At 39.8% G+C, this 26,733-nt stretch carries 24 protein-coding genes; 13 read left to right on the top strand and 11 right to left on the bottom strand.

Annotated elements, in window-relative coordinates; all coding sequences use genetic code 11:
* The first annotated feature begins 172 nt into the window (after positions 1-172).
* The 7 genes from FVA72_RS17900 to FVA72_RS17870 all read left to right on the top strand — a co-directional run bounded on the left by FVA72_RS17900 (position 173) and on the right by FVA72_RS17870 (position 8,007).
* Complete coding sequence (locus tag FVA72_RS17900; RefSeq protein ID WP_165119765.1) at positions 173-1,426, top strand: hypothetical protein; 1,254 nt, start codon at positions 173-175, stop codon at positions 1,424-1,426.
* Positions 1,423-2,553, top strand: coding sequence for a hypothetical protein (locus FVA72_RS17895; protein ID WP_110591205.1), 1,131 nt, complete (start codon positions 1,423-1,425; stop codon positions 2,551-2,553). Before FVA72_RS17900 ends, FVA72_RS17895 begins: the two co-directional genes overlap by 4 nt.
* Before the next feature lie 515 nt (positions 2,554-3,068).
* The gene (locus tag FVA72_RS17890) at positions 3,069-3,743 is read left to right on the top strand and encodes a CsgG/HfaB family protein (protein WP_094961482.1); all 675 of its coding nucleotides are present in this window, start codon (positions 3,069-3,071) and stop codon (positions 3,741-3,743) included.
* Between the two features lie 9 nt (positions 3,744-3,752).
* A complete protein-coding gene (locus FVA72_RS17885) occupies positions 3,753-4,106 on the top strand; it encodes a DUF4810 domain-containing protein (RefSeq protein WP_094961483.1) in 354 nt (117 codons plus the stop codon).
* The gene (locus FVA72_RS17880; protein WP_094961484.1) at positions 4,103-4,759 is read left to right on the top strand and encodes a DUF799 domain-containing protein; all 657 of its coding nucleotides are present in this window, start codon (positions 4,103-4,105) and stop codon (positions 4,757-4,759) included. The genes FVA72_RS17885 and FVA72_RS17880 overlap by 4 nt, the downstream gene beginning before the upstream one ends.
* 533 nt (positions 4,760-5,292) lie before the next feature.
* Positions 5,293-6,696 carry a tryptophanase gene (locus FVA72_RS17875; protein WP_004908186.1) on the top strand — a complete coding sequence of 468 codons (1,404 nt, stop codon included), beginning with the start codon at positions 5,293-5,295 and terminating at the stop codon, positions 6,694-6,696.
* A 63-nt stretch (positions 6,697-6,759) separates the two neighbouring features.
* Positions 6,760-8,007, top strand: coding sequence for an aromatic amino acid transporter (locus tag FVA72_RS17870; protein WP_036958033.1), 1,248 nt, complete (start codon positions 6,760-6,762; stop codon positions 8,005-8,007).
* A gap of 91 nt (positions 8,008-8,098) precedes the next feature.
* Here FVA72_RS17870 and FVA72_RS17865 read toward each other — a convergent pair whose 3' ends face one another.
* Positions 8,099-9,064, bottom strand: a complete 966-nt coding sequence (locus FVA72_RS17865) for an energy transducer TonB (protein ID WP_110591206.1) — start codon at positions 9,062-9,064, stop codon at positions 8,099-8,101.
* Between the two features lie 20 nt (positions 9,065-9,084).
* Positions 9,085-11,220, bottom strand: a complete 2,136-nt coding sequence (locus FVA72_RS17860) for a TonB-dependent receptor (protein WP_243154720.1) — start codon at positions 11,218-11,220, stop codon at positions 9,085-9,087.
* A gap of 470 nt (positions 11,221-11,690) precedes the next feature.
* On the opposite strand from FVA72_RS17860, the gene FVA72_RS17855 reads away from it, so the two are divergent.
* Positions 11,691-13,247: a methyl-accepting chemotaxis protein gene (locus FVA72_RS17855; protein WP_110591208.1), complete on the top strand. Its 1,557-nt coding sequence runs from the start codon at positions 11,691-11,693 to the stop codon at positions 13,245-13,247.
* 79 nt (positions 13,248-13,326) lie between these two features.
* Here the strand turns inward: FVA72_RS17855 and fis are convergent, their stop codons facing one another.
* From fis to acuI, 9 genes are all read right to left on the bottom strand, one after another.
* Positions 13,327-13,623, bottom strand: a complete 297-nt coding sequence (gene fis / locus FVA72_RS17850; protein ID WP_004258438.1) for a DNA-binding transcriptional regulator Fis — start codon at positions 13,621-13,623, stop codon at positions 13,327-13,329.
* Positions 13,624-13,630: 7 nt separating this feature from the next.
* A complete protein-coding gene (gene dusB / locus FVA72_RS17845; RefSeq protein ID WP_004258432.1) occupies positions 13,631-14,614 on the bottom strand; it encodes a tRNA dihydrouridine synthase DusB in 984 nt (327 codons plus the stop codon).
* Positions 14,615-14,931: 317 nt separating this feature from the next.
* Positions 14,932-15,816, bottom strand: coding sequence for a 50S ribosomal protein L11 methyltransferase (gene prmA, locus FVA72_RS17840; RefSeq protein ID WP_036958031.1), 885 nt, complete (start codon positions 15,814-15,816; stop codon positions 14,932-14,934).
* Between the two features lie 198 nt (positions 15,817-16,014).
* Entirely contained in the window at positions 16,015-17,475 is a 1,461-nt protein-coding gene (gene panF / locus FVA72_RS17835; protein WP_036958029.1) for a sodium/pantothenate symporter, read from the bottom strand.
* Positions 17,465-17,707: a DUF997 family protein gene (locus tag FVA72_RS17830; RefSeq protein ID WP_004258419.1), complete on the bottom strand. Its 243-nt coding sequence runs from the start codon at positions 17,705-17,707 to the stop codon at positions 17,465-17,467. Before FVA72_RS17830 ends, panF begins: the two co-directional genes overlap by 11 nt.
* Positions 17,708-17,881: 174 nt before the next feature.
* Positions 17,882-19,228, bottom strand: coding sequence for an acetyl-CoA carboxylase biotin carboxylase subunit (gene accC / locus FVA72_RS17825; RefSeq protein ID WP_004258411.1), 1,347 nt, complete (start codon positions 19,226-19,228; stop codon positions 17,882-17,884).
* 12 nt (positions 19,229-19,240) lie between these two features.
* On the bottom strand, positions 19,241-19,711 hold the full coding sequence (accB, locus tag FVA72_RS17820) for an acetyl-CoA carboxylase biotin carboxyl carrier protein (protein WP_004258405.1): 471 nt from the start codon (positions 19,709-19,711) through the stop codon (positions 19,241-19,243).
* Positions 19,712-19,729: 18 nt separating this feature from the next.
* Positions 19,730-20,194: a type II 3-dehydroquinate dehydratase gene (gene aroQ / locus FVA72_RS17815; RefSeq protein ID WP_004258402.1), complete on the bottom strand. Its 465-nt coding sequence runs from the start codon at positions 20,192-20,194 to the stop codon at positions 19,730-19,732.
* Between the two features lie 235 nt (positions 20,195-20,429).
* Complete coding sequence (acuI, locus tag FVA72_RS17810; protein WP_110591209.1) at positions 20,430-21,410, bottom strand: acrylyl-CoA reductase (NADPH); 981 nt, start codon at positions 21,408-21,410, stop codon at positions 20,430-20,432.
* A gap of 603 nt (positions 21,411-22,013) precedes the next feature.
* Between acuI and FVA72_RS17805 the strand changes: the two genes are divergently transcribed.
* The 5 genes from FVA72_RS17805 to rng all read left to right on the top strand — a co-directional run bounded on the left by FVA72_RS17805 (position 22,014) and on the right by rng (position 26,732).
* On the top strand, positions 22,014-23,057 hold the full coding sequence (locus tag FVA72_RS17805) for a rod shape-determining protein (protein ID WP_004908213.1): 1,044 nt from the start codon (positions 22,014-22,016) through the stop codon (positions 23,055-23,057).
* Positions 23,058-23,141: 84 nt separating this feature from the next.
* Positions 23,142-24,110, top strand: a complete 969-nt coding sequence (mreC, locus tag FVA72_RS17800; RefSeq protein ID WP_004258388.1) for a rod shape-determining protein MreC — start codon at positions 23,142-23,144, stop codon at positions 24,108-24,110.
* A gap of 44 nt (positions 24,111-24,154) precedes the next feature.
* Entirely contained in the window at positions 24,155-24,643 is a 489-nt protein-coding gene (gene mreD / locus FVA72_RS17795) for a rod shape-determining protein MreD (RefSeq protein WP_004258382.1), read from the top strand.
* A gap of 35 nt (positions 24,644-24,678) precedes the next feature.
* Entirely contained in the window at positions 24,679-25,266 is a 588-nt protein-coding gene (locus tag FVA72_RS17790) for a Maf family protein (RefSeq protein WP_096864402.1), read from the top strand.
* Positions 25,263-26,732 (top strand): ribonuclease G, encoded by a 1,470-nt coding sequence (gene rng, locus FVA72_RS17785; protein WP_004258373.1) that lies wholly within the window; start codon positions 25,263-25,265, stop codon positions 26,730-26,732. The genes FVA72_RS17790 and rng overlap by 4 nt, the downstream gene beginning before the upstream one ends.
* Position 26,733 lies beyond the last annotated feature (1 nt).

Here is a 26,733-nt window from a genome sequence, read left to right as displayed (position 1 = left end):
TGGCTTTGCTAGTAGGAGATACCTATTTCTAATGATTAACCTGAGTTAAATAGCTGTTTAAGGTGCTCGTCCTTATCTGAATTATTTAATTATAAGGTAAGTTTTACTAGGGCTATATACCTTTATTTATTATCATAATGTTAAATTTACTTAGCGAAATAGGCATTTATTCATGCGAGTTCAATATTTCCATGTCAGTCTTACTCAATGTGACTATCAAAATGTCAGCCCAATGGGAATGGTAAGATTGATTGCCTCCCAAAAAGTATTTTTCTTTAATCAAGGTGATTTTTCAAATAGTGAAATTTTTTTAGAACGCTTACAACAAGGCGATACCTTGGTTATTTGTGCAGAAGAGATGAATGATGGCAGTTATTGGGCTGAGTGGGTTTACCATGAAAAGCATGGTCGACTTGAGCCAGATAGAACCATTAGTTTTAATCGCTCACTAGGAAAACAGTATTTAATTTCGTTAGCCTTAATGGCCCTGATACCTGCAGTGTATTACTGTTTTATTAATGCAGATGATAGCTTCTTAATGATTATCTTAGTCTCACTTTTAGGTTGTGCTGCCTTTGGTGGAATAGTTTTGTTTGCTCTTGCACTGGCCGAGACTAAGCATATTTTAAGTCCAAAACGAAAATCAATTTTAAAAGCGTTGGATTTAGTTATTGATGGGCAATATCAAAAGAGTGAACAAGAGCAACAAATTGAAATTTTAGGAATTAAAAGCTCAAAAAATAAAGCCAATAAATTACGTAAATCAGTAGATAACTATCGTGATAAAGCGTCATTACTCGTCACCCGTGGGAAGGTTAATATTACATCAACCCTTAGCTTAACTGTTGCGAGAGGGGATGCAGAACAAAAGCTCAATCATGTTGGTTTGCAGATTAATAAAAGCCATATGGATGTTCTAATTTCAGCAAATGAACCCTTATTCAACAACCACAATCTATTTATTGCTCAAGGTGATGAACTTGAAGTTTTTCATAAAAATATCCAAGCGCATTCAAAAGAGCAGGTCATTTTTGGTATTTACAATCACCAAGACGGGCTTGCCTATAGCTTGATTGGTAAGGGGGCTCCTCAAGAACGAGGTTTTTATTTCGGGCTGTGGGGGGGCATTTGTTTACTTTTAATGTTCTTTGTCTTTATGGCCGGAGGGTTATCAATTTCTGAAACCCTAGAGAAAGGTGGATATTGGGATTATTGGGACTGGGTTAATATTGTGGATACAGGTGTGCTATTTATCAGTTTCGCAGTAACGATTTTATTCGGTATCAGTTTTCTTATTGCTTTGTGCGTGGCGATATATTTTAAATTATCTCAGCGTGGAAATGGGTATTATCAAGCGCAATATATTTTGAAGCATCTACGTCGTAAGAATGGCCAAACGGATTATGTGACGGAGGTGCGCTCATGAACCCATTTCTGAGTAAACGTTTTCTCTTTTTGGCTTTGGTGTTTGTATTAAGCCTCGCTTTCACTTTTATTATTTTTATTCGTACTGGTACGGTTGATTGGCAGTGGAAAAACCATAATGAAAATAGCTTCCCGATTGGTAGTTATGATTTTGCAACAACATTTCCAGCAGAAAATGGGATGTTAGTTATAGCTCAAAAAAGTGGCCGCTCTAATTATTATTACTCGTCTTATAATACTTATATGCCTTCAAGTGAATATGATAACCAGATTTTATTTGCAGATAATAATGGCGTGCATTTTATTACTTATAGCGATCAAAGTTTTTATAATGCAGTCTGTGAAAGAAAACAGTGTTTAATGATGTTCAGTGATGGCTATCAAAAAATTAACTTAACTGATTTTTCAGTGAGTGAATTTACACCTTGGAGTAAAAAAACTGGCAAGCTATTTTCAACGTTGATTATGGGAAAAATCTACTTATCTAAAAGCTCTCCTTTCTATGTTGTTGCGGATAATGAAAATATTTTTATCAGCGCTGATAAAGGAATGACATGGGAACATTTTATGAATGTTCGTGATTTAGCTAAATCATTATTCCCTGAAGAAATTGAAGGTAATTCAAATTTTTCCTATGCAACATATCGAGATAAAATCGTAATGTGGTACAGCTATGGTAATCAAATGGGCTCATTAGAAGTTATCATGGATATCCCGACTAAGCAGGTTATTAGTAGCAAATGGTTGCCTGTTAGAATTAATGAAGCTGCACAAAATCTTAAAGGCGATATTTTTGTGGTTGCTCAAGAGCCTTCACGTCGTTTGTTTTCTTTGATGCAATTTCATACAAATGGTCATTTTGAAGTAATCGCAGAAAGCGGTTATAACCACTTGAATAGCTTAAACGTTGGAAATCAAGGGTTGATTGTTTCGAATTCAATTAGAGGTTCACAACAATATCTAATGATGGATTTTGTAACAAAAGAGATCAGTTATCGTCCTGAATTTCCTTTGTATAACAAAATATACAATATGGCGGACCAATCCTTGATTGAAATAGAAAGTACTTATTCAAATGAAAGTGCGCTGACTAAAGGAGCACAAGTTTCTTATCAATCATTGCATTGATGCGTAAAGATGATTTAGTGTGTTCTCATTCAATAAGGATAGGGTTTTCCCTATCTTTTTTGTTATTGTTATTTAAAGGTTAAGCTAATACTAAAATAGGTATAGTTTGCAGTTTAAGGAGAGGAAGAGTACGTTTTAATGATAGACTAAAAATAGATAAAAATTAAACGATTTTAACTCATTATATGGAAGTAAGTTGTATAATTAGAAATATATAATAAAAATAAAAGAAATGTAGTTAATAATATATAGTATTAACTATAGATGATGATATTCAATATCATCATTAAAGATTACTAGCTAATTATTCTTTATAGATGTATTAATATTTAATCAACCATTTGATTAAATATTAGTAAACCTTGGTTACTTTATGAGTATTGCAGTCATTAAAAAACAAACTAAATGTCAGATAAAAAATAAGTAAGATTGACTAGACCCTACTTTTCATTTAATGCAAAATAGCAATGCAAAATTAATTCTAATTCTAATTTTATTTTAATTGAGATAGCTAAATGAATATATCCAAAATCAGCATTGCATCTATTCTTATTGCAAGTGCATTATTAAGTGGTTGTGCTAAAGAATCTTCTCGTTCTTTAGCCGTAGAAAAAGTTGCGACATATAATACTCAATATTCAGGCCCAAAAAGCCCAATATCAATAGGGAAATTTGATAATCGTTCTAGTTATATGAATGGCATTTTCTCTGATGGGGTTGATCGTTTAGGTAATCAATCTAAAACCATTTTGATGACACATTTACAGCAAACGGGTCGTTTTAATGTATTAGACCGTGCAAATATGCAAGAACTTAAAGAAGAAGCTGGTATTAAAGGTCAGTCGCAACAGTTAAAAGGTGCAACTTATGTAATTACTGGTGATGTTACTGAATTTGGACGAAAAGAAGTTGGGGATCGCCAGTTATTCGGTATTTTAGGTCGTGGTAAATCACAAGTAGCGTATGCCAAAGTCAATTTAAACGTTGTTAATGTTCAAACATCTGAAGTGGTCTTTTCTTCACAAGGTGCTGGTGAATATGAATTATCAAATAGAGAAGTGATTGGTTTTGGTGGCACTGCCAGTTATGACTCAACATTGAATGGTAAAGTATTAGATTTAGCAATTAGGGAAGCGGTAAATAACTTAGTTTCTGGTATAGAAAGTGGTGCATGGCAGCCAGCTAAATAAGGAAATACGATGAAAATTAAATTATTGGCTATGGTAGCCGGCGTAATTTTATTAAATGGCTGCGCTAATGAACCCAAACCACTATATAACTGGGATGGTTATCAAACAACGGTCTACCAATATTACCAACAAACAGAAACTGGCCCTCAAGAACAAATTCAAGCTTTGAAAAAGAATTTGGAAATGAGCAAAGCAAAAGGTTTAGCAACTCCGCCAGGGTTGCATGCGCATTTAGGGTTATTGTATTCAACAACTGGAGCGGTTGATCTTGCAATGCAAGAATTTACTGCGGAAAAAGCATTGTATCCAGAATCTGCGGCTTACATGGATTTTCTCATGAAAAATAAAGGAAAAGTAAAATGAAACATTTACTTATAGTCTGCGGATTGGTGATGACATGGTTATTAACGGGATGTGCTCAGCCAACTAAAGTTGATTACACGGCATTTAATCAAAGTAAGCCTAAAAGTATTCTGGTGCTATTACCACAAAACAGTTCACCAGAAGTACAAGCAAGTCATGGTTTATTATCACAAGCGACTCTTCCTTTAGCTGAGGCTGGCTACTATGTTTTCCCTGTTGCTGTTGTTGAGGAAACATTTAAGCAAAATGGGATGACAAATGCAGGTGACATTCAAGCTGTTCCACCTGCAAAATTGCGCGAAATTTTTGGTAATGATGCCGTACTTTACTTGAATATCACTGAATACGGTACAAGTTATCAGGTTATTTCTAGTGATACTCGTGTCACTGCGGATGCGAAATTGGTTGACGCTAGAACAGGAACGTTATTATGGAGTGGCTCAGCGACTGCATCTAGTGCTGAAAATAATTCCTCGTCAAATGGTATTATTGGGGCGTTAGTATCTGCTGTTGTTAACCAAATCGTAGATACAATGACAGATAAAAGCTATGCAATTGCAGGTATAACAAGTGTCAGGTTATTATCTGCAGGTAAGCCTAATGGTATCTTATATGGGCCTAGATCGCCTAAATATGGTAAAGATGCTCAGTAATTATTAATTATTGAATAATGGGCGAAATAGAATAAAATATTTTGCCCATTTTATTTAAGTTAAATATTATTTAAGTGAAATTAACTTATTTAATTATCGTTTTACATTGTTTATACGTTTTTTTAATTGGGATGATTAAACTAAAAATAATAATATTAAACTCTTATTTAATATATGAGTTAATACTGTGACTTGAATCAAGTTGTTCTAGTCTATCTCACTAATAGTGTGATATAGGTACAATATTATGACAATAGCGATTACTTTGGTAACCCAACTGTTATATATATAATAATAGTCGGTTGTACTAATTCCTCGTTGATAGGAGTCATAGTATGTTCTTGTTAAACGAATCACTTATATCAAGGTATTTCTTCTATATGAAGAAATGGTTCAATATTGATATTTCTTTAGCCTTCTTCTTTCCAAACAAATAACCTTTCTCTTTTCCTTTTTTAAAATTTTTTTAACTTATTTAACTATAGGTTAGATCTCTAATATTTATTATTTAATGAAAAATTAAAGGTATTATCATGGCTAAAAGAATTGTAGAACCATTCCGTATTAAAATGGTAGAAAATATCCGTATTCCATCAAGAGAAGAACGTGAAGCGGCGTTAAAAGAAGCGGGATATAACCCATTCTTATTACCAAGTAGTGCAGTTTATATTGATTTATTAACTGACTCAGGCACCAATGCGATGAGTGACCACCAATGGGCAGCAATGATCACCGGTGATGAGGCATATGCAGGATCTCGTAACTATTATGATTTAAAAGATAAAGTGAAAGAGATGTTTGACTATGATTATGTCATTCCTGCTCACCAAGGTCGTGGTGCTGAAAATATGTTATTCCCTGTTTTATTAAAAGTAAAACAGGAACAAGGTGGAGCTAAAAAACCGGTCTTTATTTCTAATTTCCACTTTGATACAACAGCAGCTCATGTTGAATTAAACGGTTGTAAAGCAATTAATATTGTTACCGAAAAAGCCTATGACTCGGATACTTACGATGACTGGAAAGGCAATTTTGATATCCAAAAATTAAAAGATAATATTGCTGAGCATGGTGCAGAAAACGTAGTCGCAATTGTATCTACTGTAACTTGTAATAGTGCAGGCGGTCAGCCAGTATCAATGGCGAATTTGAAAGAAGTTTATGAAATAGCTAAACAGCATAATATCTTTGTTGTCATGGATTCTGCACGTTTCTGTGAAAATGCGTATTTTATTAAAGAGCGCGACCCTAAATATAAAAACTCGACTATTAAAGAAATTATTCTTGATATGTATAAATATGCTGATGCATTAACGATGTCAGCGAAAAAAGACCCATTATTAAATATTGGTGGGTTGGTTTGTATTAAAAATGACGAGAAAATCTTTACGTTGGCAAGACAACGCTGTGTACCAATGGAAGGTTTCGTAACCTATGGCGGTTTAGCGGGTCGTGATATGGCTGCAATGGTACAAGGTCTTGAAGAAGGGGCTGGAGAAGAATATCTACATTATCGTATTGGCCAAGTTAAATATTTAGGTGACCGCTTACGTGAAGGTGGAATTTCAATTCAATATCCTACAGGGGGACATGCCGTATTTGTCGATTGTAAAAAGCTGGTTCCTCATATTCCTGGTGATCAGTTCCCTGCGCAAGCGGTGATTAACGCACTTTATTTAGAATCAGGTGTCCGTGCGGTTGAAATTGGTTCATTTTTATTAGGGCGTGATCCTGAAACTGGTAAGCAAAAACATGCAGATATGGAGTTTATGCGGTTAACCATTGCAAGACGTGTTTATACCAATGACCATATGGATTACATTGCAGATGCTCTGATTGGTTTAAAAGATAAATTTGCAACCCTCAAAGGGCTGGATTTTGAATATGAACCGCCAGTATTAAGACACTTTACTGCTAGATTAAAACCAATTAAATAATAGGTCGCTCGTATGGTTCCCGTGCAATGCGGGAACCTCATCCTTATTCTTAAGGTAAACACCATGAATAATTCGGCAGCCAAAAAAGAACCCTCCATAATGGTAGGGGGTTTTGTGCTAGGCGGTGCCATGATTGGGGCGGGGATGTTTAGCTTGCCTACTATTATGGCTGGAGCTTGGTTTATTAACTCTGTAGTTATCTTGTTAGTTGTTTGCTTTTTTATGTTTCATTCAGGGATTTATATTTTAGAATGTATATCGAAATATGGAGCAGGAACGAATTACTTTTTTATCTCTAAAGAATTATTACCCAGATGGGCATGCTATATTGCAAATATGGCATTAATATTTGTACTCTACATACTAATTTATGCCTATATATCAGCAGCAGGTTCAGTTATTAAAGAAGCTGCCGCCATTTACGGATACAATATTAATTTAAGATTAATATTTATTATTTTTACATTAATTCTAGGTGCGAGCATCTGGTGGAGTGGCGTAGGGGCAAGTCGTCTAACATCATTATTTTTATTCATTAAAATAATTCTGTTTATTTTAGCTTTCTCCGGTTTATTTTTTATCGTAAAAACAGATTTACTATTAACTTCCCCCGTTGAAGGAGGACAAACAGCGTTATTACCTTTTGTTTTTATTATTATTCCTTATGCAATTACTTCTTTTGGTTATCATGGGAATGTTTGTAGCTTGTATAAGCTGTATCATGAGAATGAAAGAAAGGTCGTTAAAAGTTGTGTTATCGGTTGTGTATTGGCATTGGTGCTCTATTTTCTCTGGATCATGGGGACAATGGGAAATCTGCCGCGGGCAGAGTTTTTAACAATAATTAATAAAGGTGGTAATTTAGATGCTTTTATTGAATCACTATATGCGGTACTGAATAGCAAAAATATTGCGACATTCTTACTGTGGTTCTCTATTAGTGCTGTATTTTGTTCATTCTTAGGTGTTGCAATTGGGTTATTTGATTACATTCTTGCTTCGTTGAATTTTAAGGACAACCCATCAGGTAGAATGAAATCTGCATTATTATGCTTCTTGCCTCCTCTTATTCTTTGCATGTTATTCCCAAATGGTTTTTTAATCGCAATAGCATATGCAGGCATGGCTGCATGTATCTGGGCGATTATTTGCCCTGCAGTTATGGCATTAAAGGTAAGAGAGCGTTTTCCTGATTCGAGATTCAAAGTGTGGGGCGGAAAAGGGTTAATCTATGCCGTTATCGCCTTTGGAGTAGTCGGCATTATTTGCCAATTGTTAGCGCAGTTTAATTTGTTACCGATATACCGTTAATTTTTCAAAATACAAGCTGTAAAATAACTGAAAAGGTACAGTGAGGGTTCGCTGTACCTTTTTTCTATCCAACGATATGGCGGATTGTAGGCTAATATTGAAATATAACGGTTTTTTTAAAGTACATTTTAATATTTTGACCTTGATAAATAATGGGTTTAAAGGCCATTTTTTTAATTGCTTTAACCGCTTCTTCTCTAAAACCTAAATCAGGAATTTTGTTATTTAGTATTTCAACGGATTCAATTTGACCATCTAATCCAACTAATAACCGAATTTGCACTTTAACAACTTTTGTATAGCCTAAGGAACGAGCCTCTTTCGGATACCTAGGAGCCGCATCCTGTAAAATTGTATAGGAAATACCACTCGAACCGAGTGCGGTATAGCTGCCATCACCATTAGCAGCAAATTGGCTATTACCAGATAATCTATTATTCCCTTTACCACTTTGACCACTTTCTGAAGCTGATGGGCTTGTGGAAGATTGATTTTCAGCAGTTGAATGGAGTGGTATTTCTTTAGCTGCTTCTTGTGAGCCTTGCTGCGTTTCATGGCTTATCTTATTGGCAATAAGTTGATTTTCTGTGTTATTTTTAGTGTTATTGTTCAGTAGCTTACTTTGTTCTTTTGGCTTTTTCCCTTGTACGGACTGACTGATTTCCGGTTTTGTTTTTTCTTTTGTTTTTTGTGTGAGTAAAGGCGATTCAACCGTGTTATCAACGGGAATATTCACAGGAATCAATGAATTTTTAAGTTGAGTTTTTGAAGGTATTTTACTTTCATTAGGTTGAGACTTGCTCATCTGCTTCTGTTGGGAAGCAGCTTCAGCCCTTGAAGGGGATTCTGATATAACTTCATGTGATTGCACTTGTTTTTTATTGCTCTGCTCTCCTGTGCCCTCTGAGGAGCCCATTTGTCCCCCTAGAGATAGAGTTATCGTTTCCATACCCTCGACTATAGGTATCGCCCTACCTGTTTGTAGGGCGATAAACATAATGGCAATAATATGGATAACGAGTGACAGTGCTAAAGCAAGTTTATAACGAATAGTCACTGAAACATTTCCTGTTTTAATCAATAGGTAGCTTTAATGCCTGCAAAAAATGAGCGCTCATTTCCAGGAATTAATGAGCCATAACCTGCGGTAACATAGTCGTAGTAAGTTTTGTTCATTAAGTTAGTGACCCCGCCATATAATTCGATGTGTTCAATCGGCGCGTAACGAACACTGAGGTCAATGAGTTCACGTGATTTAACTACGCCATCTTCTTCTTTATTGGCATCAGAAAGGAAATTATTGTACGAACCATAATAGGTATACTGAATGTCTCCCGATAAATCATCGGTAAAATCGTATTTTACTTTTAGTTTAACGGAGTGCTCTGGCACTTTAGTTAAACCACTTTTCGTGTAATCAATGGTATTTTTGCCGTTTTCTTCCAAAAATTGGCGGCCATGATTGTTATAATCAGAACGTCCTCTGAGCCATGAATATGATTCTTGGAAGGTGAAATTACCGAGCGTTTGTTGGAAGTCAACATCGGCTCCCCAACGGCGAGTTTTCAACAAATTCATTGTCTTCGCATCATTGACACTAGTGAGATAAATACGATTTAGCTGGTTATTCGTATTAGATGTCCAGAATGTGATATTGACAGTACTAAATGCTAATTTATCTCTTAAACCGATCTCAAATAAGTCATATTTCTCATCTTCTGCCTTAGTCGGAGTATAAATTTTCTCACCATTAACGACAGATTGGTCGCTGATTTGCAAGCCATCGGGAAGGGTGTAGCCTCGTTCATATCGCCCATAAATTCGGCCAGTATCGCGATAAAGGTAAGCAAGAGAAAGTTCAGCTGCCGTATTCCAACGGTCTGAAGTGCCAGACCCATTTACTGTGCCACTTTTATCAAATGACCATTCCGACAATTCACGTCTAAGCCCTTGGGTAAATACAAATTGATCTGATTTAAGACTGTTAAGAGCATAAATTGCCTTTGTTGTTTTATCATAATCAAAATTATGAGGAACCCCATAATATCGGCCTTTACTATCTTTTTTATAGCTCCCAATATAATGAATAGAAGCCTTTTGTTTGGCATAATCTATGCCAAAAAGTAGATTGCTATCATCGAGATAGCCGATATCTAATTTGATTTTTGTTCCGTGGCTTTTTTGATTAACTTTTTGTTCCCAGTTGGCATTATTAGTATAAAAACCATCAGTGTAGAAAACATCTGTAGCAAAATTGAGTTTTTCCGTAAACGCATTTTGGTAACTTAAATTATAGCTATCGACTTCGCGGTCACCGATCAAATAACCACTGATCGTTTTTTTAATTAGTTTACCATTCTCATCAATACCGACAGTGACGGTTTTGTCTGGTGGAACGTAGTCTTTACCATACTTTTTGATATTACGTGATGTGAGCGTTTTTACGTACTGAGAACTTTCAGTGAGATGACTTCCTCTCAACATGAGGCTTTGATCTGGAGTCAGATCCCATCTACCGCCTAGTGAATAATATTCTGAATTACGGTAGGTATCTTTATAGTAAAGATCACGGTTTAGTTTACTGGCAGTACCTAAAATTGAAAAGGTATCACTCACCCGAGCTCCCAAATTAGCATTTAAGCGATATCCTTCTGAGTTCCATTCAGATAAAACACTTGTTTTGGGATTAGCCATACTTCTCAGGTTTGACGTTATATTAATGACTCCACCTGCAGTCCCTGAGCCGTAAATAACGCTTCCGCCACCGGGAATGATTTCAATACGCTCAAGTTGTTCAACGGGAATAATATCGTAGTTAGTGGTATAAGGGTGATTTGCTAATGTGGTAATTGGAGCCCCATCAAGTAACACTTGTAGGTTACGTTGTGAGGTTTCAGCCCCTTGCCCCCGCAAGTCTATGTTGCCCTGCCCAGAGGTATCGACACTAATACCAGGAACAGATTTAAGCACATCAGAGATTGTGCGGTTTCCTTTGCCTTGAATATCTTCTTTTGAAATAACAATAATTTGCTTGGTATCTCGTAAACGTTCAATTTCAACATAGTCAGGTCGTGCATAGCTATCTTGTAGCTCAATTGCATCAGCAGCTTCTTGAAGCTGTGGTGATTCAAGCTCTTTATTGGTTGCATGAGTCGTAAAAGAAAGTGTCGATAACATAATGAAACAAATAAAATTTGGCTTAAATTTAACCATATTGTTTCCAACGGAGGAAATGTTTTTCATTGGAGTAGGCTTGCCTTTTGTAATGATAATGCAAATGATAATCAATCTTATTATATTGTTATTGATTTCAAGATCAATTAATTTAAAACAATTTATAATATGGCTAATTATTTGATTTAAGTGGAAATAAATTGTTGACTTAGGCGGTATATCTTACTGAGTGGATAGTAACTTTTACGCTAGGTTAGGTGTGAAAATAGAGATAGGGGGACATTTACTCAGGTTGGATGCTCTCATTTAGCGATCTACTTCAAATTACTCAAATTAATTTCAAATTTTTAATTTTCTCTGATTCCCAAAATCAAATAGTAACCCTCTTGAAATGTAAGTATTTTTACTTATATCGAGTGCTGGTTAATCAAATCTAGGGATTAAAATATTTTTCTATAGCGCCGATAAAGTTAAATATTGTCAGATTATCCCACCAAAAGAGAAATTCTATGCAGAAACTTCGAAATTACTCAATTCGCACTGTGGTCTTCGTATTATTAAGTATTTTGTGTCTGATCTTGGGTGGAACGAATGTATACAGTGGTTGGTCATTATCACGCATTGCTGATGGAAATGATATTGATAGGCAATTGGTGCAACAAATGACCGTTCTTAGTCAAGGAAATGATCAGTATTTTCGTTTTGTCACACGACTAACTCGAGTCATGGAAAGTAAAAGCCAAGGGAAAGATGTGGATTATGCCCCTGTAAAAGAAGCGATGTCCAATATGGGGAAATATTTAGAGCAAATGAAGTCGATTTCTCCTGGACCGATGGATCCTGAAGTATCAGATTTGGTGATCAATAATTGGCAATCACTGCTAGATGATGGCGTCACGCCTCAACTCGCATTGAGTATGGACAACGATTCGGACAAATATTTAGCGCATGCCCATAATGTAACACCTGCATTAAGCCGAGCTTTTGGCGCTTCAATTCAGCAATTTAATCAGACGGCTGATGAATTGATCAGCCATACTCGGCAGAATGTCGATAGCGTGATAGATATTACACAAGTGGTCATGATCGTTACAGCTATATTAGGGATCTTCATGCTCATTTTTACGGATCGCTATATGGCAGAGATGATGCAAAAACCATTAGGGCTACTGAGGCAACATTTTACTCAAATTGCGAAAGGGGATTTAAGCCATCCTGTACAGCCGTTCGGAAATAGCTGTGTAGGAAAATTATTTCCAATACTTGAAGGGATGAGAAAAGATTTAAGTGAATCGGTCAATACAATCCGACAAGGAAGTGAAAATATTTATCTGGGGGCAAGTGAGATTTCAAACGGTAATAGCGATCTTTCATCTCGAACAGAAGAGCAGGCCGCCGCTTTAGAAGAGACGGCTGCGAGTATGGAGGAAATTACCGCTGCAGTTCAACTGAATATGGAAAACACACACCAAGCTAATCAATTAGTAGGCGAAGCGTTCGTGGTCGCTAATAAAGGGAATAGCATTGTTGATTCTGTTGTCGTGACCATGACTGAAATCTCCCAAAGCTCACAAAAAATAGCAGATATTATCAACATGATTAACGATATTAGTTTTCAAACGAATATCTTAGCGCTCAATGCTTCTATCGAAGCGGCTCGTGCTGGTGTGCATGGACGCGGTTTTATGGTAGTCGCTGCAGAAGTGCGCAAGTTAGCGAGCCACAGTGCGGAAGCCGCGATGGAAATTGAACGGCTAATTGCCGATTCAGGAGCTTGCGTTCAGAAAGGAACGGGTTTGGTGAATGAAATGGGAAAAACGATGGAGAATATCTTACAGGGAATTAATGAGGTAACAGCAATTATGGAGCAAATCACCGTGGCTTCAGAAGAGCAGAGCAAAGGAATAGCCCAAGTTGGAGTCGCGATTACACAGATGGACGGCGTTACACAGCAAAATGCCTCTTTAGTTGAACAAGTGGCAACTGCAGCTAGTTCATTAGCGGGGCAAACGCAAGAATTACAACAAGCGGTTCAGCAGTTTAATTTATCCACACAAACGGTCTAGCACATTATTTTTTGCAAATAAAAAGCCCTCACTGCATCACAGTGAGGGCTCACAAAAACACTGCATTAACCGACTAGGATTAGTTCATGCCGTATTTTTTCAGTTTCTTACGCAGAGTGCCGCGGTTGATACCCATCATCAGGGCTGCACGGGTCTGGTTTCCACGGGTATATTGCATAACCATGTCCAACAAAGGCTGTTCTACTTCAGCCAATACCAGCTCATATAAATCATTAACATCTTGATTATTTAATTGAGCAAAATAGTTCTTCAGTGCTTGCTTAACTGAGTCACGTAACGGTTTTTGAGTTACTTGATCTTGTGAATTTACAGTAGCAACGGTTAGTACGTCAGAATTTACGCGTTGTTCGAACATAGTTCTGTCAGCTCTTATCTTTATTTACGCAAAAATTTTCAAAAAATGCTTCCAACACCTCCAGCTGTTCGCTGGCATCCTCAATGGTGTTGAATGAGCGCCGAAACTGGTCATCAGGTGCATGTTCTTTTAAGTACCAAGAAACATGTTTGCGCGCTATACGGGCTCCTTTGCCTTGACCGTAAAAGTCGTGCAATTCCTGTACATGCGCTAGCATAATACGCTTTACCTCTGCCATTGGCATTGGTGGCAATATTTCACCTGTGTCCAGATAATGCTGGATTTCCCGGAAGATCCAGGGTCTTCCCTGAGCCGCTCTGCCTACCATCAAGGCATCCGCCCCTGTGTAGTCTAAAACAGCTCTGGCTTTTAGCGGGTCAGTAATGTCGCCATTGGCAATAACCGGAATGGTAACAGTCTGCTTAACTGCCCGAATATTGTCATATTCAGCTTCCCCATTAAACAGACAGGCTCTAGTTCTGCCATGAATAGTGAGAGCTTGAATGCCGCAATCTTCGGCCAATTTGGCAATCTCTATGCAGTTTCGCTCTTCAGGTGACCAGCCTGTGCGGATCTTAAGGGTGACAGGCACATCCACTGCTTTGACGACACCTTCAAGAATCGATTTAACGATGTCTGGATAGCGTAGTAGTGCAGAGCCTGCAAGCTTACGATTCACTTTTTTAGCTGGACAGCCCATGTTGATATCGATGATTTGAGCGCCACTCTCAACGTTGATTTGAGCCGCGGCAGCCATTTCATCGGGATCATTGCCAGCTATTTGCACGGAACGAACCCCAAGTTCATCGCGATGAACCATTCTGAGTCTAGATTTGTCGGTCTTCCAAACTTGAGGATTAGAAGAAAGCATCTCTGATACTGTCATCCCAGCACCCATGTCATAACAGAGCGACCTAAACGGTTTATCTGTAATGCCTGCCATGGGGGCAGCAATAAGACAGTTTCTCAACTGATATTGTCCGATTCGCATAACTAAATGGGGGCCATACTGTGACTGCAAGGGCGCGTATATTACGCATTTTTTACGAGATATGAAAGGACAAACTTTGAGCAAACGGTTATTTATCACTAATTTTTTTATCTTGCATCTCTGCAATTATAAAATTAGTTATATTTAACAAATAGTTAATTAGATATTATAACGATTTATTAAAATAACTGTTGTGCTGTTCAAATCTCGTGCAGAACAGATTATCGCCAGCTATTGAGCAATATTTGAGCTATAAGATAATCTATTCTGGCGTTGTTTTCAAAGAAATTATTCTCTAATTTTAATAAAAAAACTCATTAAAAATGCTTGACACCCGTAATCCTGCACCATTCTTCTTTTTCAGCAACAGGGTCGATTTCAAAAGTTGAACGATAAGCGTCAGCCACTCCTTCTGCTTGAGTGGCGAGCACGCCAGAAAGACCTAATAACCCACCTGGGCGGGGTAGCACGCTAATCATAGGGGCGAGCTCACGCAATGGGCCTGCAAGGATGTTAGCAACCACGACATCAGCTTGTAAGTCATTAGGCTGGTCTTTTGGTAGGTATAGGGATAAACGCTCTGAAACACCGTTACGTTGCGCATTATCGCGGCTTGCAGTGATAGCTTGAGGGTCGATGTCGATTCCGATCGCATGAGCGGCACCTAATTTTAATGCGGCGATCGCTAAAATCCCAGATCCGCAACCAAAATCGATCACAGTTTTACCTTCTAGATCAAGGCCATCTAACCATTGGAGGCACAATGAGGTGGTTGGATGCGTGCCAGTACCAAAAGCGAGGCCAGGATCTAACATTACGTTGACTGCCGTTGGATCGGGCACATCGCGCCAACTTGGGCAGATCCACAAGCGTTCCCCAAAGCGCATCGGATGAAAGTTATCCATCCATTCTCTTTCCCAATCTTTGTCTTCTAATTGTTCGATTTTATGGATAAAACCTGGACTCAATATCGGACTATTTTCTAGTTGAGCGACGACAAATTTCATGTCGGTTTCTGCGTCATATAGACCGATAACATCGGTGTCACCCCAAAGGCGCGTTTCCCCCGGAAGCGGCTCAAAAACAGGAGTATCGTGGCTGTCTTGAAAGGTGACAGACACAGCACCGCTTTCGATTAACTCATCGCCAAGGGCTTCGGCATCTTTTGCGGTTGAGTTTATTTTGATTTGTATCCAAGGCATTGTTTTTTCTCTTCTAAAATGCTCGTCATTCTTCACGCCATAGCGTTGTTGGCTGCGCTCACTAACCCTAGTCACATACTGGTGTATGCTCCTAGGGATTAGCTCGTTTGCCGCCTATCTATGACGCGAATTATCTAGAGCATTGCATTTGTTCATTTACATTAGGTAACGCCAAATTCACCTATCAGTAGATAGGAATCAGTGAGTGCTAGTTACCTGTTCGTTTGCTGGTGATTGTACTGGATTTTTGCCAAAAAGATTACCTAGAAGGAAGGCAATAAGACTAAAAATCAGTGATGGGACGATAGCGTGAAAGCCCATGATTTCAATTTTAAAACTTGCCAATATGGCATAACTGACGCCTCCGATGACCATACCACTGATAGCACCTGTTCCATTGGCTTTTTCCCAGTAGAGCCCGAGGACTAATGGCCACAAGAAAACAGCTTCTAAACCACCAAAAGCCAGTAAATTCAGCCAGATAATCATCTGAGGCGGGTTCCATGCTGCAACTAAAAGCAATGCACCTAAGACCAAAGTGGAAAGGCTAGAGATCCGTGCAAGACGCTTTTCATTTTTGATTTGTGTTGGCATGGTATTCAGATAGATATCTTTTACGATGGTTGCCGAGGACTGTAGTAGTTGTGCGTTGATCGTTGACATAATTGCGGCCATCGGTGCCGCTAAGAAAATTCCCGCTGCAAATGGTGGTAGAACTTGTACCATCAAAGTAGGGATCACTTGGTCTGGGATTGTGAGGTCAGGTAAAATTGCACGACCGAGAGCTCCCGCAAAGTGCATACCAAACATCAGTATCGCCATGACGATGGTTCCCAAAATAATACCTCGATGAACTGCTTTACTGTCTTTATATGAAATACAACGTACCGCAGTATGAGGTAAACCAATCACCCCAAAACAGACTAAAACCCAAAACGAAGCTAAAAATGGCCCGCTTAAAATGTCATCTGCACCTTCAGGTGAAACCAATTTTGGGTCTATGGTATGCATTTTTTCTATGGCTGCGGGTAAACCACCTGCATGGTAAATAATTGCAACCAGCAGGATCACCGTACCTAAAAGCATCACTAGGCCTTGCAGTGCGTCATTCAGGACGCTGGCTCTAAACCCACCAATTGCGGTATAGAGTGCGATAGATACCCCAAAAATTATTAACCCGTAAGTATATGGAATACCTGCTGCTGTTTCTAATAAGCGCGCACCACCAATAAATTGCACTGTCATCGCGCCAAAAAAGGCAATGAGTAGGCTAACACTGGCAAACCACACTAAAAACCGACTTTGGTAGCGTGCATACAGCATATCGTTGAGTGTAACGGCATTATAGCGACGCGCCAAAATAGCAAATTTTTTACCTAGCACGCCGAGGGAAAGCCAAATCGCGGGGAGTTGGATCATCGCCAATAGCACCCAACCTAGGCCATATTTATAGGCAGCTCCTGGTCCTCCAATAAAAGAACTCGCACTGATATAGGTTGCTGTGATGGTCATCGCAAGGACAAAGCCGCCCATTGAACGATTACCTAAAAAGTATTCATTTAAAAACTCGCCTTTTGTTCGTTTTTTATATGCATAAATGGATAGCAAAAAGACGAGAGCTAGGTAGCCGACGAGAGGCAGGAGAACTTCAATCTGCATCATTCTCCTCCAAAGAGATGTCTTTAAAAATCAGTTTAACCATCATAATGCAGAGCAAAATAAAAATGATGGGTAAGATGAGACAAGACCATTCAAACCACAGTGGTAGCCCTGTAATTCCAAGCGTGTTGTCCGGTAGGTAGGCACTAATAACCCAGCCGACCAGATAGGCGATAGTCAAATAAAATGACCAGCGCGCTTCTTTATTTGATTGAAGAAAACGTTTATCCACCCGTTATTCCCCTTCATTCCCATAAAAATAATCAGCAATTGTACGATAATCTGTGGACTGAGTGTGAAAAATACCAGAAGAAAAGTGCACTAAAGCGTATTTAACACAAAAAAATACCGTAACGCAGGGCGTTACGGTATCGATTGACGATAAGTTAAACAGGTTATCGCTGACTTATTCAGCAATACCCAGTTTTTTCTCTAAATAGTGGATATTAGTTCCACCTTTTTGGAAGTTTTCATCGTTCATAATCATTTGGTGCAATTCAATATTGGTTTTAATACCATCGACGATTAATTCGTTTAACGCATTTTTCATACGAGAAATAGCGATTTCACGAGTTTCACCATAGGTAATTAATTTACCAATCATTGAGTCATAATACGGAGGTACAGTGTAGCCTGCGTAAATATGAGATTCCCAACGTACGCCAAAACCACCAGGTGAGTGGAAACGGGTGATTTTACCCGGGCTTGGGATGAAAGTATTCGGGTCTTCTGCGTTGATACGGCACTCAACAGCATGGCCATGCACCACGATATCTTCTTGCTTCACAGATAATGGTAACCCAGAGGCAACACGCAGTTGCTCTTTAATTAAGTCTACACCAGTGATCATTTCAGTTACTGGGTGTTCAACTTGAATACGGGTATTCATTTCAATGAAGTAGAACTCACCGTTTTCGAACAAGAACTCAAAGGTACCTGCACCACGATAACCGATTTCAATACACGCATTAGCGCAGCGCTCACCGATATTACGGCGAATTTCAGGTGTAATACCCGGTGCTGGTGCTTCTTCAACCACTTTTTGGTGGCGACGTTGCATTGAACAGTCACGCTCAGCCAAGTAAACCGCATGGCCTTGGCCATCAGCCATGACTTGAATTTCAATATGACGTGGGTTTTCAAGGAATTTTTCCATGTAAACCATATCATTATTAAAAGCGGATTTCGCTTCAGCACGTGTCAGGTTGATCGAAGATTCTAAATCTTTCTCATTGCGTACCACACGCATACCACGACCACCACCACCACCAGATGCTTTGATGATGACAGGGAAGCCGATACGTTTTGCGATGGCTTTATTTTTTTCAGTGTCGTTCCCTAATGGGCCATCAGAACCCGGAACACAAGGTACACCGGCTTTTTTCATCGCGTTAATTGCAGAAACTTTATCACCCATTAGGCGGATGGTTTCAGCTTTTGGACCGATAAAAACAAAACCAGAGTTTTCAACTTGTTCTGCAAAATCTGCGTTTTCAGCCAAGAAACCATATCCTGGGTGAATCGCTTGAGCACCTGAAATTTCCGCTGCGGAAATAATCGCAGGGATATTTAAGTAACTTTTCGCTGATGCTGCTGGGCCGATACAAATTGTTTCATCAGCCAGTAACACGTGTTTTAGATCGCTATCTGCCGTAGAGTGAACCGCTACTGTTTTGATGCCGAGTTCTTTACAGGCACGCAAAATACGTAATGCGATTTCTCCGCGGTTAGCAATAACAATTTTTTCCAGCATGGAAACGCCTCGTTATTCGATGACAACTAATGGCTCGTCAAATTCTACTGCATCACCGTTTTGCAACAGAATGGCTTTAACAACGCCTGCTTTATCTGCTTCGATTTGGTTCATCATTTTCATCGCTTCAACGATGCAAAGTGGGTCACCAACGCTGACCGTTTGACCAATCTCAACGAATGGTTTCGCTTCTGGGCTTGGCGCGCGGTAGAAAGTACCGACCATTGGTGAGCGAACCTGGTGACCAGCAACCGCAGCAGGTGCAGCTGGCGCTACCATAGCTTCAGATGGTGCAACCGCATTAGCCAAAGCAGGTTGTTGTGCAACCGGTGCTGAGTAATATTGTTGAGGTGCAGCCATAACCTGGGAAGCAGGTGAAACGCGGCTGATACGTACTGACTCTTCACCTTCAGAAATTTCCAGTTCAGAAATGCCAGACTCTTCGACCAGCTCGATCAGCTTTTTAATTTTACGAATATCCATGGATATGATTCCGTACTCTTATATTTGGATTGAATTAATTAGGCGCAGACGGTTAACCGCTGCCTGTAAAGCAAAACTATAACCATCAGCACCTAGACCACAAATTACACCGATTGCTTTATCGGAGAAATAAGAATGTTGGCGAAATGATTCCCTAGCGTGCACATTAGACAAGTGGATCTCGATAAACGGGATACTCACCGCGAGTAATGCATCACGTAGTGCAACACTGGTATGCGTGAATGCAGCCGGATTGATGAGAATAAAATCAACATCATGACGTGCAGCATGAATTTTATCGATTAGTTCAAATTCTGCGTTTGACTGAAAATGACTCAATTTTACCCCTAACTGGCTAGCCTCTGACTCCAGCTTGGATACGATATCGGCAAGAGTTTGGTTGCCGTATTTATCGGGTTCCCGTGTACCTAGCAGGTTTAGGTTTGGCCCATTCAAGAGTAAAATGTGAATATCTTCTGCCATTATGCTGCTAACTCCGACGATATTATCAATAGCCCGACAACATAACGCGATGCTAAGCGTTTGTCATCTTTTATCATAAAAATAAATGGATTTTCTACTGACAAGGTTCGTCATTATAATTATTTCGTGACATATAGCAGCAAAATACTGGTCTTATCAGAGAAAATACCCGAATTTATTTTAGAAAATGTGCGGTAATCCCTATTTAGGCGAAAGTACCGCAATAAATTGGTGACTAACCTCGCAGGTTAACTAGCGTACGCCCAGTCACTTCATTTTTTAAGAGTTTTTTTGCATATTCGACAGAATCTTCTAATTTAATCTCATTGCTGACTTGCTCATAGAAAGACGGAGGTAGAAGTTCCGCGAGTCGTTGCCATACTTTAGGGCGATTTGCGGCAGGGTAGTAAACCGAATCTACACCTTGTAGGCGGACATTACGTAAAATAAATGGCATGACACTGGTTGGTAAGTCGAAGCCACCCGCTAAGCCGCAGGCGGCAACAGTCCCATTATAGTGTGTTTGCGCAAGAAGATTAGCGAGTAATTCACCACCTACTGTATCAATCGCACCCGCCCACAACTGTTTGTCTAATGGTTTAGCAGGATGAGTGAAATCACTACGAGGTAATACCCTCTTGGCACCTAAACTTTGCAGGTAGCTGCTGTTTTCTTCACGACCTGAAATCGCGACAACCTCATAACCTAATAAAGAGAGTAATTGCACGGCAGTACTACCTACACCACCGCTTGCACCACTTACGATGACTTCGCCTTTATCAGGAGTCACACCAGCTTCTTCTAGGGCATTTACGCAAAGCATTGCTGTAAAGCCGGCGGTGCCAATAACCATCGCTTGTTTTAAGGACAAATTTTCTGGAAGAGGGGTTAAATACTTTGCGGGGACTCTTGCTTGAGAGGCTAACCCGCCCCAATGCGTTTCACCCACCCCCCATCCAGTCAGTAGTACATGTTGGCCAACTTGGAAACGAGGGTCTTCACTGTGGTGGATCACACCTGAAAAATCGATACCAGGTACCATCGGGTATTGGCGAACAACGCCCGCTTTTCCACAAATAGCTAATGCATCTTTATAATTAAGTGTAGACCAATAAATATCGACTATAATATCTCCGGCTGGAAGCATTTCTGTAGTTAATGGTTGAATGCCAGAGACGATTTTTTCGTCAGTTTGTTGTAGGACGAGAGCTTTCATCTTTCACTCCTATATAATGATTAAATATGTATTTTGAAAATGACTAAAATTTGAGTGTATTTCATTGACGTAGTAACAGTATTTAAGCTATTAATATTGTAATTAATTTGTAAAAATTTATTTTTTTCTGGCATAAATAGGCTTTTATCATGCAAAATATCGCATCTTGACGGATTCATTTTGCATATTGACATAAATTTGCCGCGTTTCTGGTAGATAATAGAGCGAACACTCAGCGAATTCACCCAATTTGTATTGGAAATAGCCAGTGTGTAGCAATAATAAAAAGAACTAAATAATATTTGAACTTGTTGCCATAATAACTTGTCACACTGGGAAGAAAAAGATGGAGTATATAACAACCAAAGAATAGGTGTTTTTTTGTGTGTTTTTATCCTGTAGGTAAATAATACAATTAATATCTGTTTTTGGGGTTTTTATCTGCTTCGTTTAGATAAGAAGCATGTACAGTACGGTACGTGAAAAATAGATGAATTAACCATATTTTAGAAGCAGCTCATTAACGCCTTGAGACCGCTTCAAGTGGTTGGTAGAGTAGACGGGTTTAAATTCGTCCCCAGCTTGCAGGATAACTCTTTCGTTATGTTTAAAAAATTTCGTGGCATGTTTTCTAATGACTTGTCTATTGACTTGGGTACGGCCAATACCCTTATTTATGTCAAAGGACAAGGCGTAAAATTAAATGAACCCTCTGTAGTTGCTATTCGTCAAGACCGCTCTGGATCGCCAAAAAGCGTTGCTGCTGTCGGTGGTGAAGCGAAGCAGATGCTGGGACGTACACCAGGTAATATTTCGGCAATCAGGCCAATGAAAGACGGTGTTATCGCCGACTTTTTCCTGACTGAAAAAATGTTGCAACACTTCATCAAACAAGTTCATAGCAACAGTTTTTTACGCCCAAGTCCGCGAGTCCTTGTTTGTGTCCCTGTTGGTGCAACACAAGTTGAACGTAAAGCCATTCGTGAGTCAGCGTTAAGTGCGGGCGCACGGGAAGTCTTCTTAATTGAAGAACCTATGGCCGCAGCTATTGGTGCCGGGTTACCTGTATCAGAAGCAACAGGCTCAATGGTTGTTGATATTGGTGGTGGTACTACAGAAGTCGCTGTTATTTCGTTAAATGGCGTTGTTTACTCTTCATCTGTACGCATTGGTGGTGACCGTTTCGATGAGTCCATCATTAACTATGTACGTCGTAACTATGGCTCACTGATAGGTGAAGCGACAGCAGAACGCATCAAGCATGGAATTGGTTCTGCATTCCCAACAGATGAAGTTTACGAGATTGAAGTTCGCGGCCGTAACCTTGCGGAAGGTGTACCACGCGGATTTAAGATGAACTCCAATGAAATTTTAGAAGCATTGCAAGAACCGCTTACAGGAATTGTCAGCGCAGTCATGCTAGCACTTGAACAGTGTCCTCCTGAATTGGCCTCAGATATCTCAGAGCGCGGTATGGTCTTAACCGGTGGTGGCGCGCTTCTTCGTAATTTAGATCGCTTATTGATGGAAGAAACTGGTATCCCAGTTATCGTTGCTGAAGATCCTCTAACTTGTGTCGCTCGTGGTGGCGGTAAAGCGTTAGAAATGATTGATATGCACGGTGGCGACCTGTTTAGCGAAGACTAAATGGCCTTTTAGAAACAGTTGGGGCTGTCCCCAACTGTTTTGACTATTTTTTGTTCCTCTGACATTAGTGAAACTTAGCCACACATGAAGCCAATTTTTAGGCGAGGTCCATCCCTACAGCTACGCATTTTTATTGCGGTAATCATTGCACTTGTACTGGTGGTGATTGACCATCGCTTTGAGCCTTTCAATAAAGTCCGTAACTACTTAGACACGGCGGTTAGCCCATTCTATTTTTTAGCCAATGGCCCACGTCAATTTCTAGATAATATCTCCGAAAGCTTCTCTTCAAGAGAACAATTGCAATTCGAAAATAAAGCCTTACGCCAAGAGCTATTACTGAAAAAAGCGGACAACTTGCTTTTAGAACAACTTAAGCAGGAAAATGCGCGGTTAAGGGAGTTACTTGGTTCGCCACTTCGTCAAGATGAACACATGATGGTCACGCAAGTTATTTCAGGCGCGAATACGCCATATCGTGACCAAGTGGTTATAGACAAGGGCAGCAATGAAGGCGTTTATGAAGGGCAGCCGGTTATTAGTGATAAAGGCGTAGTTGGTCAAGTGGTTGGGGTTAGTAACTTTAATAGCCGTGTTCTGTTAATTTGCGACACTACCCATGCACTGCCAGTACAAGTATTACGTAATGATGTCCGTGTTATTGCTGCAGGTTCCGGATGTGCTGATGATATCCAATTAGAACCGTTGCCTGAAAATACCGATATTCGTGTTGGTGATGTCCTTGTCACGTCAGGGTTAGGAGGGCGTTTCCCCGAAGGTTATCCTGTAGGGGTGGTCTCTGCCGTAAAACACGACACACAACGTGCTTATACTATTATCAGCGCGAAGCCGAGTGCCGAATTGCAGCGTTTACGCTACCTTTTGCTACTATGGGGAAATGATAGCGACCCTAAAACGCCACTACAGCCTTCGGAAGTTTATCGTGCAGCAAATGAACGATTAATGAAAGTATTGCCGCAAGTGTTACCTAATCCGAATGAAATTCAGGGGCCTCCATTGCCACCATCAATGGCTCCGACGTCACAACCATAAGTAGAGGAAACACAGTATGGTTATGGGCAAGAGAGTAAATTAGCATGGATGAGTATCGCGGAAATGGCCGTGCCATCATTTGGTTATCGTTTTTTATTGCGTTGATTTTACAAGTCATGCCTTGGCCGGAACAACTCAGTTTTTACCGGCCATCATGGCTTCTGTTGATTCTCACTTATTGGGTGATGGCATTACCACACCGAGTGAGTGTTGGTACGAGTTTTATTTTAGGGATTATCGTAGATTCCATTCAGGGCTCTGCACTGGGAGTGCATGCTCTTTCTTTTAGCATTATTTGCTATCTCGTCTCTTATAAACACCAATTGTTGCGTAATATGGCGTTGTGGCAGCAAGCTCTGGTGATTATGTTACTCACTATCATTCAAGATCTTGCTGTTTTTTGGGCTGAATTTCTATCATCACAAGTATTATTCCACCCGCAAGTATTTTGGAATAGCTTAGTGAATGGTATTCTATGGCCATGGCTATTTTTGCTTTTACGTAAAATACGTCGGCAATTTTCAGTATGTTAGGGTGTTAGTTGTCGGTCTGACTGGGAATACAGTTTATGTGTTTAATTTATCTTGCGTCCGGCTCACCCCGTCGACGTGAACTTGTTCAGCAACTTAATTATACCTTTGAGGTTTTACGTCCAGAGGTAGAAGAACAGTGGCAGGAGGGGGAGTTGCCTCAAGACTATGTTCAACGTCTTGCACGAGATAAATCTTTAGCCGGTGTTGCGATTGCACCCGATAATCAACCGGTTTTGGGCGCAGATACAATCGTTGTTCTCGCAGGGGAAATTTTAGAAAAACCGCGAGATAATCAGCACGCAGAAGAGATGCTAAGTGCATTATCAGGAAAAACCCATCAGGTCATGACGGCTATTGCCTTATCCAACCGTCAACAGACAATGCAGTCACTAATTGTGACAGATGTGACATTCCGCGAGTTATCTTTAATCGAAATACGGGACTATATACAATCTGGTGAGCCAATGGATAAGGCAGGCGCTTATGGAATACAAGGAATTGGTGGGCGTTTTATACGTAAAATTAATGGCAGCTACCATGGGGTTGTTGGTTTACCACTGGTTGAAACAGACGAGCTAATTCAGCGATTTTTAGCGTTAAGTGATGGTAAGGGGAAGTCATGACTGCGGAACTATTAGTAAACATTACGCCATCTGAAACGCGCGTTGCTTATATTGATGGTGGGATATTACAAGAAATTCATGTTGAACGAGAAGCAAAAAGAGGGCTAGTAGGGAATATTTACAAAGGCCGTGTGAGCCGTGTTTTACCGGGAATGCAGGCGGCCTTTGTTGATATTGGTCTAGATAAAGCCGCTTTTTTGCATGCTTCTGACATTATGCCTCATACGGAATGTATTGCGGGTGATGAACAAAAAAACTTTCATGTCAGGGATATTGCGGAGCTCGTTAAGCAAGGACAAGATTTAATCGTCCAAGTTGTTAAAGACCCCCTTGGTACCAAAGGTGCTCGCCTAACTACGGATATTACACTCCCTTCTCGCTATTTGGTCTTTATGCCAGGAGCTTCCCATGTGGGAGTTTCACAACGTATTGAAAGTGAAGATGAAAGAGAACGCCTAAAAGAGTGTGTTTCACAGTATTGTGATGAAAATGGGGGCTTTATCATTCGTACGGCAGCAGAAGGGGTCGGGGAAGAGGAAGTTAAACAGGATGCTGCATTCTTAAAACGCCTGTGGGCAAAAGTGATTGAACGAAAAAAACGCAATGTGACTCGCACTAAAATTTATGGTGAATTAGCACTTGCTTACCGCATTATTCGTGATTTTGCCGGCGCTCACCTTGATCGCATTCGTGTTGACTCTCGTTTGACCTATACTCAATTACAAGAATTTATCGAAGAGTATGTGCCAGAAATGACAGCTAAGCTCGAACTCTATCAAGGGAATCAGCCGATATTTGACTTGTTTGACGTTGAAAACGAAATTCAGCGAGCAATGGACCGAAAAGTGGAGCTAAAATCAGGTGGTTATTTGATTATAGACCAAACTGAAGCCATGACGACCATTGATATTAATACGGGCGCATTTGTTGGGCACCGTAATCTTGAAGAAACTATCTTTAATACCAATATCGAAGCAACCCAAGCGATAGCAAGGCAACTGCGTTTACGCAACTTAGGCGGCATTATTATTATTGATTTTATTGATATGGCTGACCCGGAACATCGCCGCCGTGTATTAGCGTCATTAGAGCAGGCATTGAGTAAAGATAAAGTTAAAACAACCATTAATGGTTTTTCGCAACTGGGCTTAGTCGAAATGACGCGTAAGCGTACAAGAGAAAGCTTAGAACACGTATTATGTGATGATTGCCCGACTTGCCAAGGGCGCGGAACCGTTAAGTCGGTAGAAACGGTATGTTATGAAATTTTACGTGAAATAGTTCGTGTTCACCGTACTATCGATGCAGATAGGTTCTTAGTTTATGCATCCCAAGCGGTGGTTGATGTCCTTAAAGGGGATGAGTCACACGCCCTCGCAGAAGTTGAAATCTTTGTTGGAAAGCAAGTTAAAGTTCAGACTGAGCCTCTTTACAGTCAGGAACGTTTTGATGTCGTAATGATGTAAA

It is taken from the genome of Providencia sp. PROV061, from assembly GCF_011045655.1.
In the GTDB taxonomy this organism is placed as follows: Bacteria; Pseudomonadota; Gammaproteobacteria; order Enterobacterales; family Enterobacteriaceae; genus Providencia; species Providencia hangzhouensis.
The sequence above is the reverse complement of the archived record's forward strand: the minus strand, read 5'-3'. Positions and strand labels throughout refer to the sequence as shown.

Bases quoted from the DNA above. Each gene is read 5' to 3' on its own strand.
- FVA72_RS17900 (WP_165119765.1), top strand. From the start codon at position 173: ATGCGAGTTCAATATTTCCATGTCAGTCTTACTCAATGTGACTATCAA.
- FVA72_RS17895 (WP_110591205.1), top strand. From the start codon at position 1,423: ATGAACCCATTTCTGAGTAAACGTTTTCTCTTTTTGGCTTTGGTGTTT.
- FVA72_RS17890 (WP_094961482.1), top strand. From the start codon at position 3,069: ATGAATATATCCAAAATCAGCATTGCATCTATTCTTATTGCAAGTGCA.
- FVA72_RS17885 (WP_094961483.1), top strand. From the start codon at position 3,753: ATGAAAATTAAATTATTGGCTATGGTAGCCGGCGTAATTTTATTAAAT.
- FVA72_RS17880 (WP_094961484.1), top strand. From the start codon at position 4,103: ATGAAACATTTACTTATAGTCTGCGGATTGGTGATGACATGGTTATTA.
- FVA72_RS17875 (WP_004908186.1), top strand. From the start codon at position 5,293: ATGGCTAAAAGAATTGTAGAACCATTCCGTATTAAAATGGTAGAAAAT.
- FVA72_RS17870 (WP_036958033.1), top strand. From the start codon at position 6,760: ATGAATAATTCGGCAGCCAAAAAAGAACCCTCCATAATGGTAGGGGGT.
- FVA72_RS17860 (WP_243154720.1), bottom strand. From the start codon at position 11,220: ATGGTTAAATTTAAGCCAAATTTTATTTGTTTCATTATGTTATCGACA.
- FVA72_RS17855 (WP_110591208.1), top strand. From the start codon at position 11,691: ATGCAGAAACTTCGAAATTACTCAATTCGCACTGTGGTCTTCGTATTA.
- fis (WP_004258438.1), bottom strand. From the start codon at position 13,623: ATGTTCGAACAACGCGTAAATTCTGACGTACTAACCGTTGCTACTGTA.
- dusB (WP_004258432.1), bottom strand. From the start codon at position 14,614: ATGCGAATCGGACAATATCAGTTGAGAAACTGTCTTATTGCTGCCCCC.
- prmA (WP_036958031.1), bottom strand. From the start codon at position 15,816: ATGCCTTGGATACAAATCAAAATAAACTCAACCGCAAAAGATGCCGAA.
- panF (WP_036958029.1), bottom strand. From the start codon at position 17,475: ATGCAGATTGAAGTTCTCCTGCCTCTCGTCGGCTACCTAGCTCTCGTC.
- accC (WP_004258411.1), bottom strand. From the start codon at position 19,228: ATGCTGGAAAAAATTGTTATTGCTAACCGCGGAGAAATCGCATTACGT.
- accB (WP_004258405.1), bottom strand. From the start codon at position 19,711: ATGGATATTCGTAAAATTAAAAAGCTGATCGAGCTGGTCGAAGAGTCT.
- aroQ (WP_004258402.1), bottom strand. From the start codon at position 20,194: ATGGCAGAAGATATTCACATTTTACTCTTGAATGGGCCAAACCTAAAC.
- acuI (WP_110591209.1), bottom strand. From the start codon at position 21,410: ATGAAAGCTCTCGTCCTACAACAAACTGACGAAAAAATCGTCTCTGGC.
- FVA72_RS17805 (WP_004908213.1), top strand. From the start codon at position 22,014: ATGTTTAAAAAATTTCGTGGCATGTTTTCTAATGACTTGTCTATTGAC.
- mreC (WP_004258388.1), top strand. From the start codon at position 23,142: ATGAAGCCAATTTTTAGGCGAGGTCCATCCCTACAGCTACGCATTTTT.
- mreD (WP_004258382.1), top strand. From the start codon at position 24,155: ATGGATGAGTATCGCGGAAATGGCCGTGCCATCATTTGGTTATCGTTT.
- FVA72_RS17790 (WP_096864402.1), top strand. From the start codon at position 24,679: ATGTGTTTAATTTATCTTGCGTCCGGCTCACCCCGTCGACGTGAACTT.
- rng (WP_004258373.1), top strand. From the start codon at position 25,263: ATGACTGCGGAACTATTAGTAAACATTACGCCATCTGAAACGCGCGTT.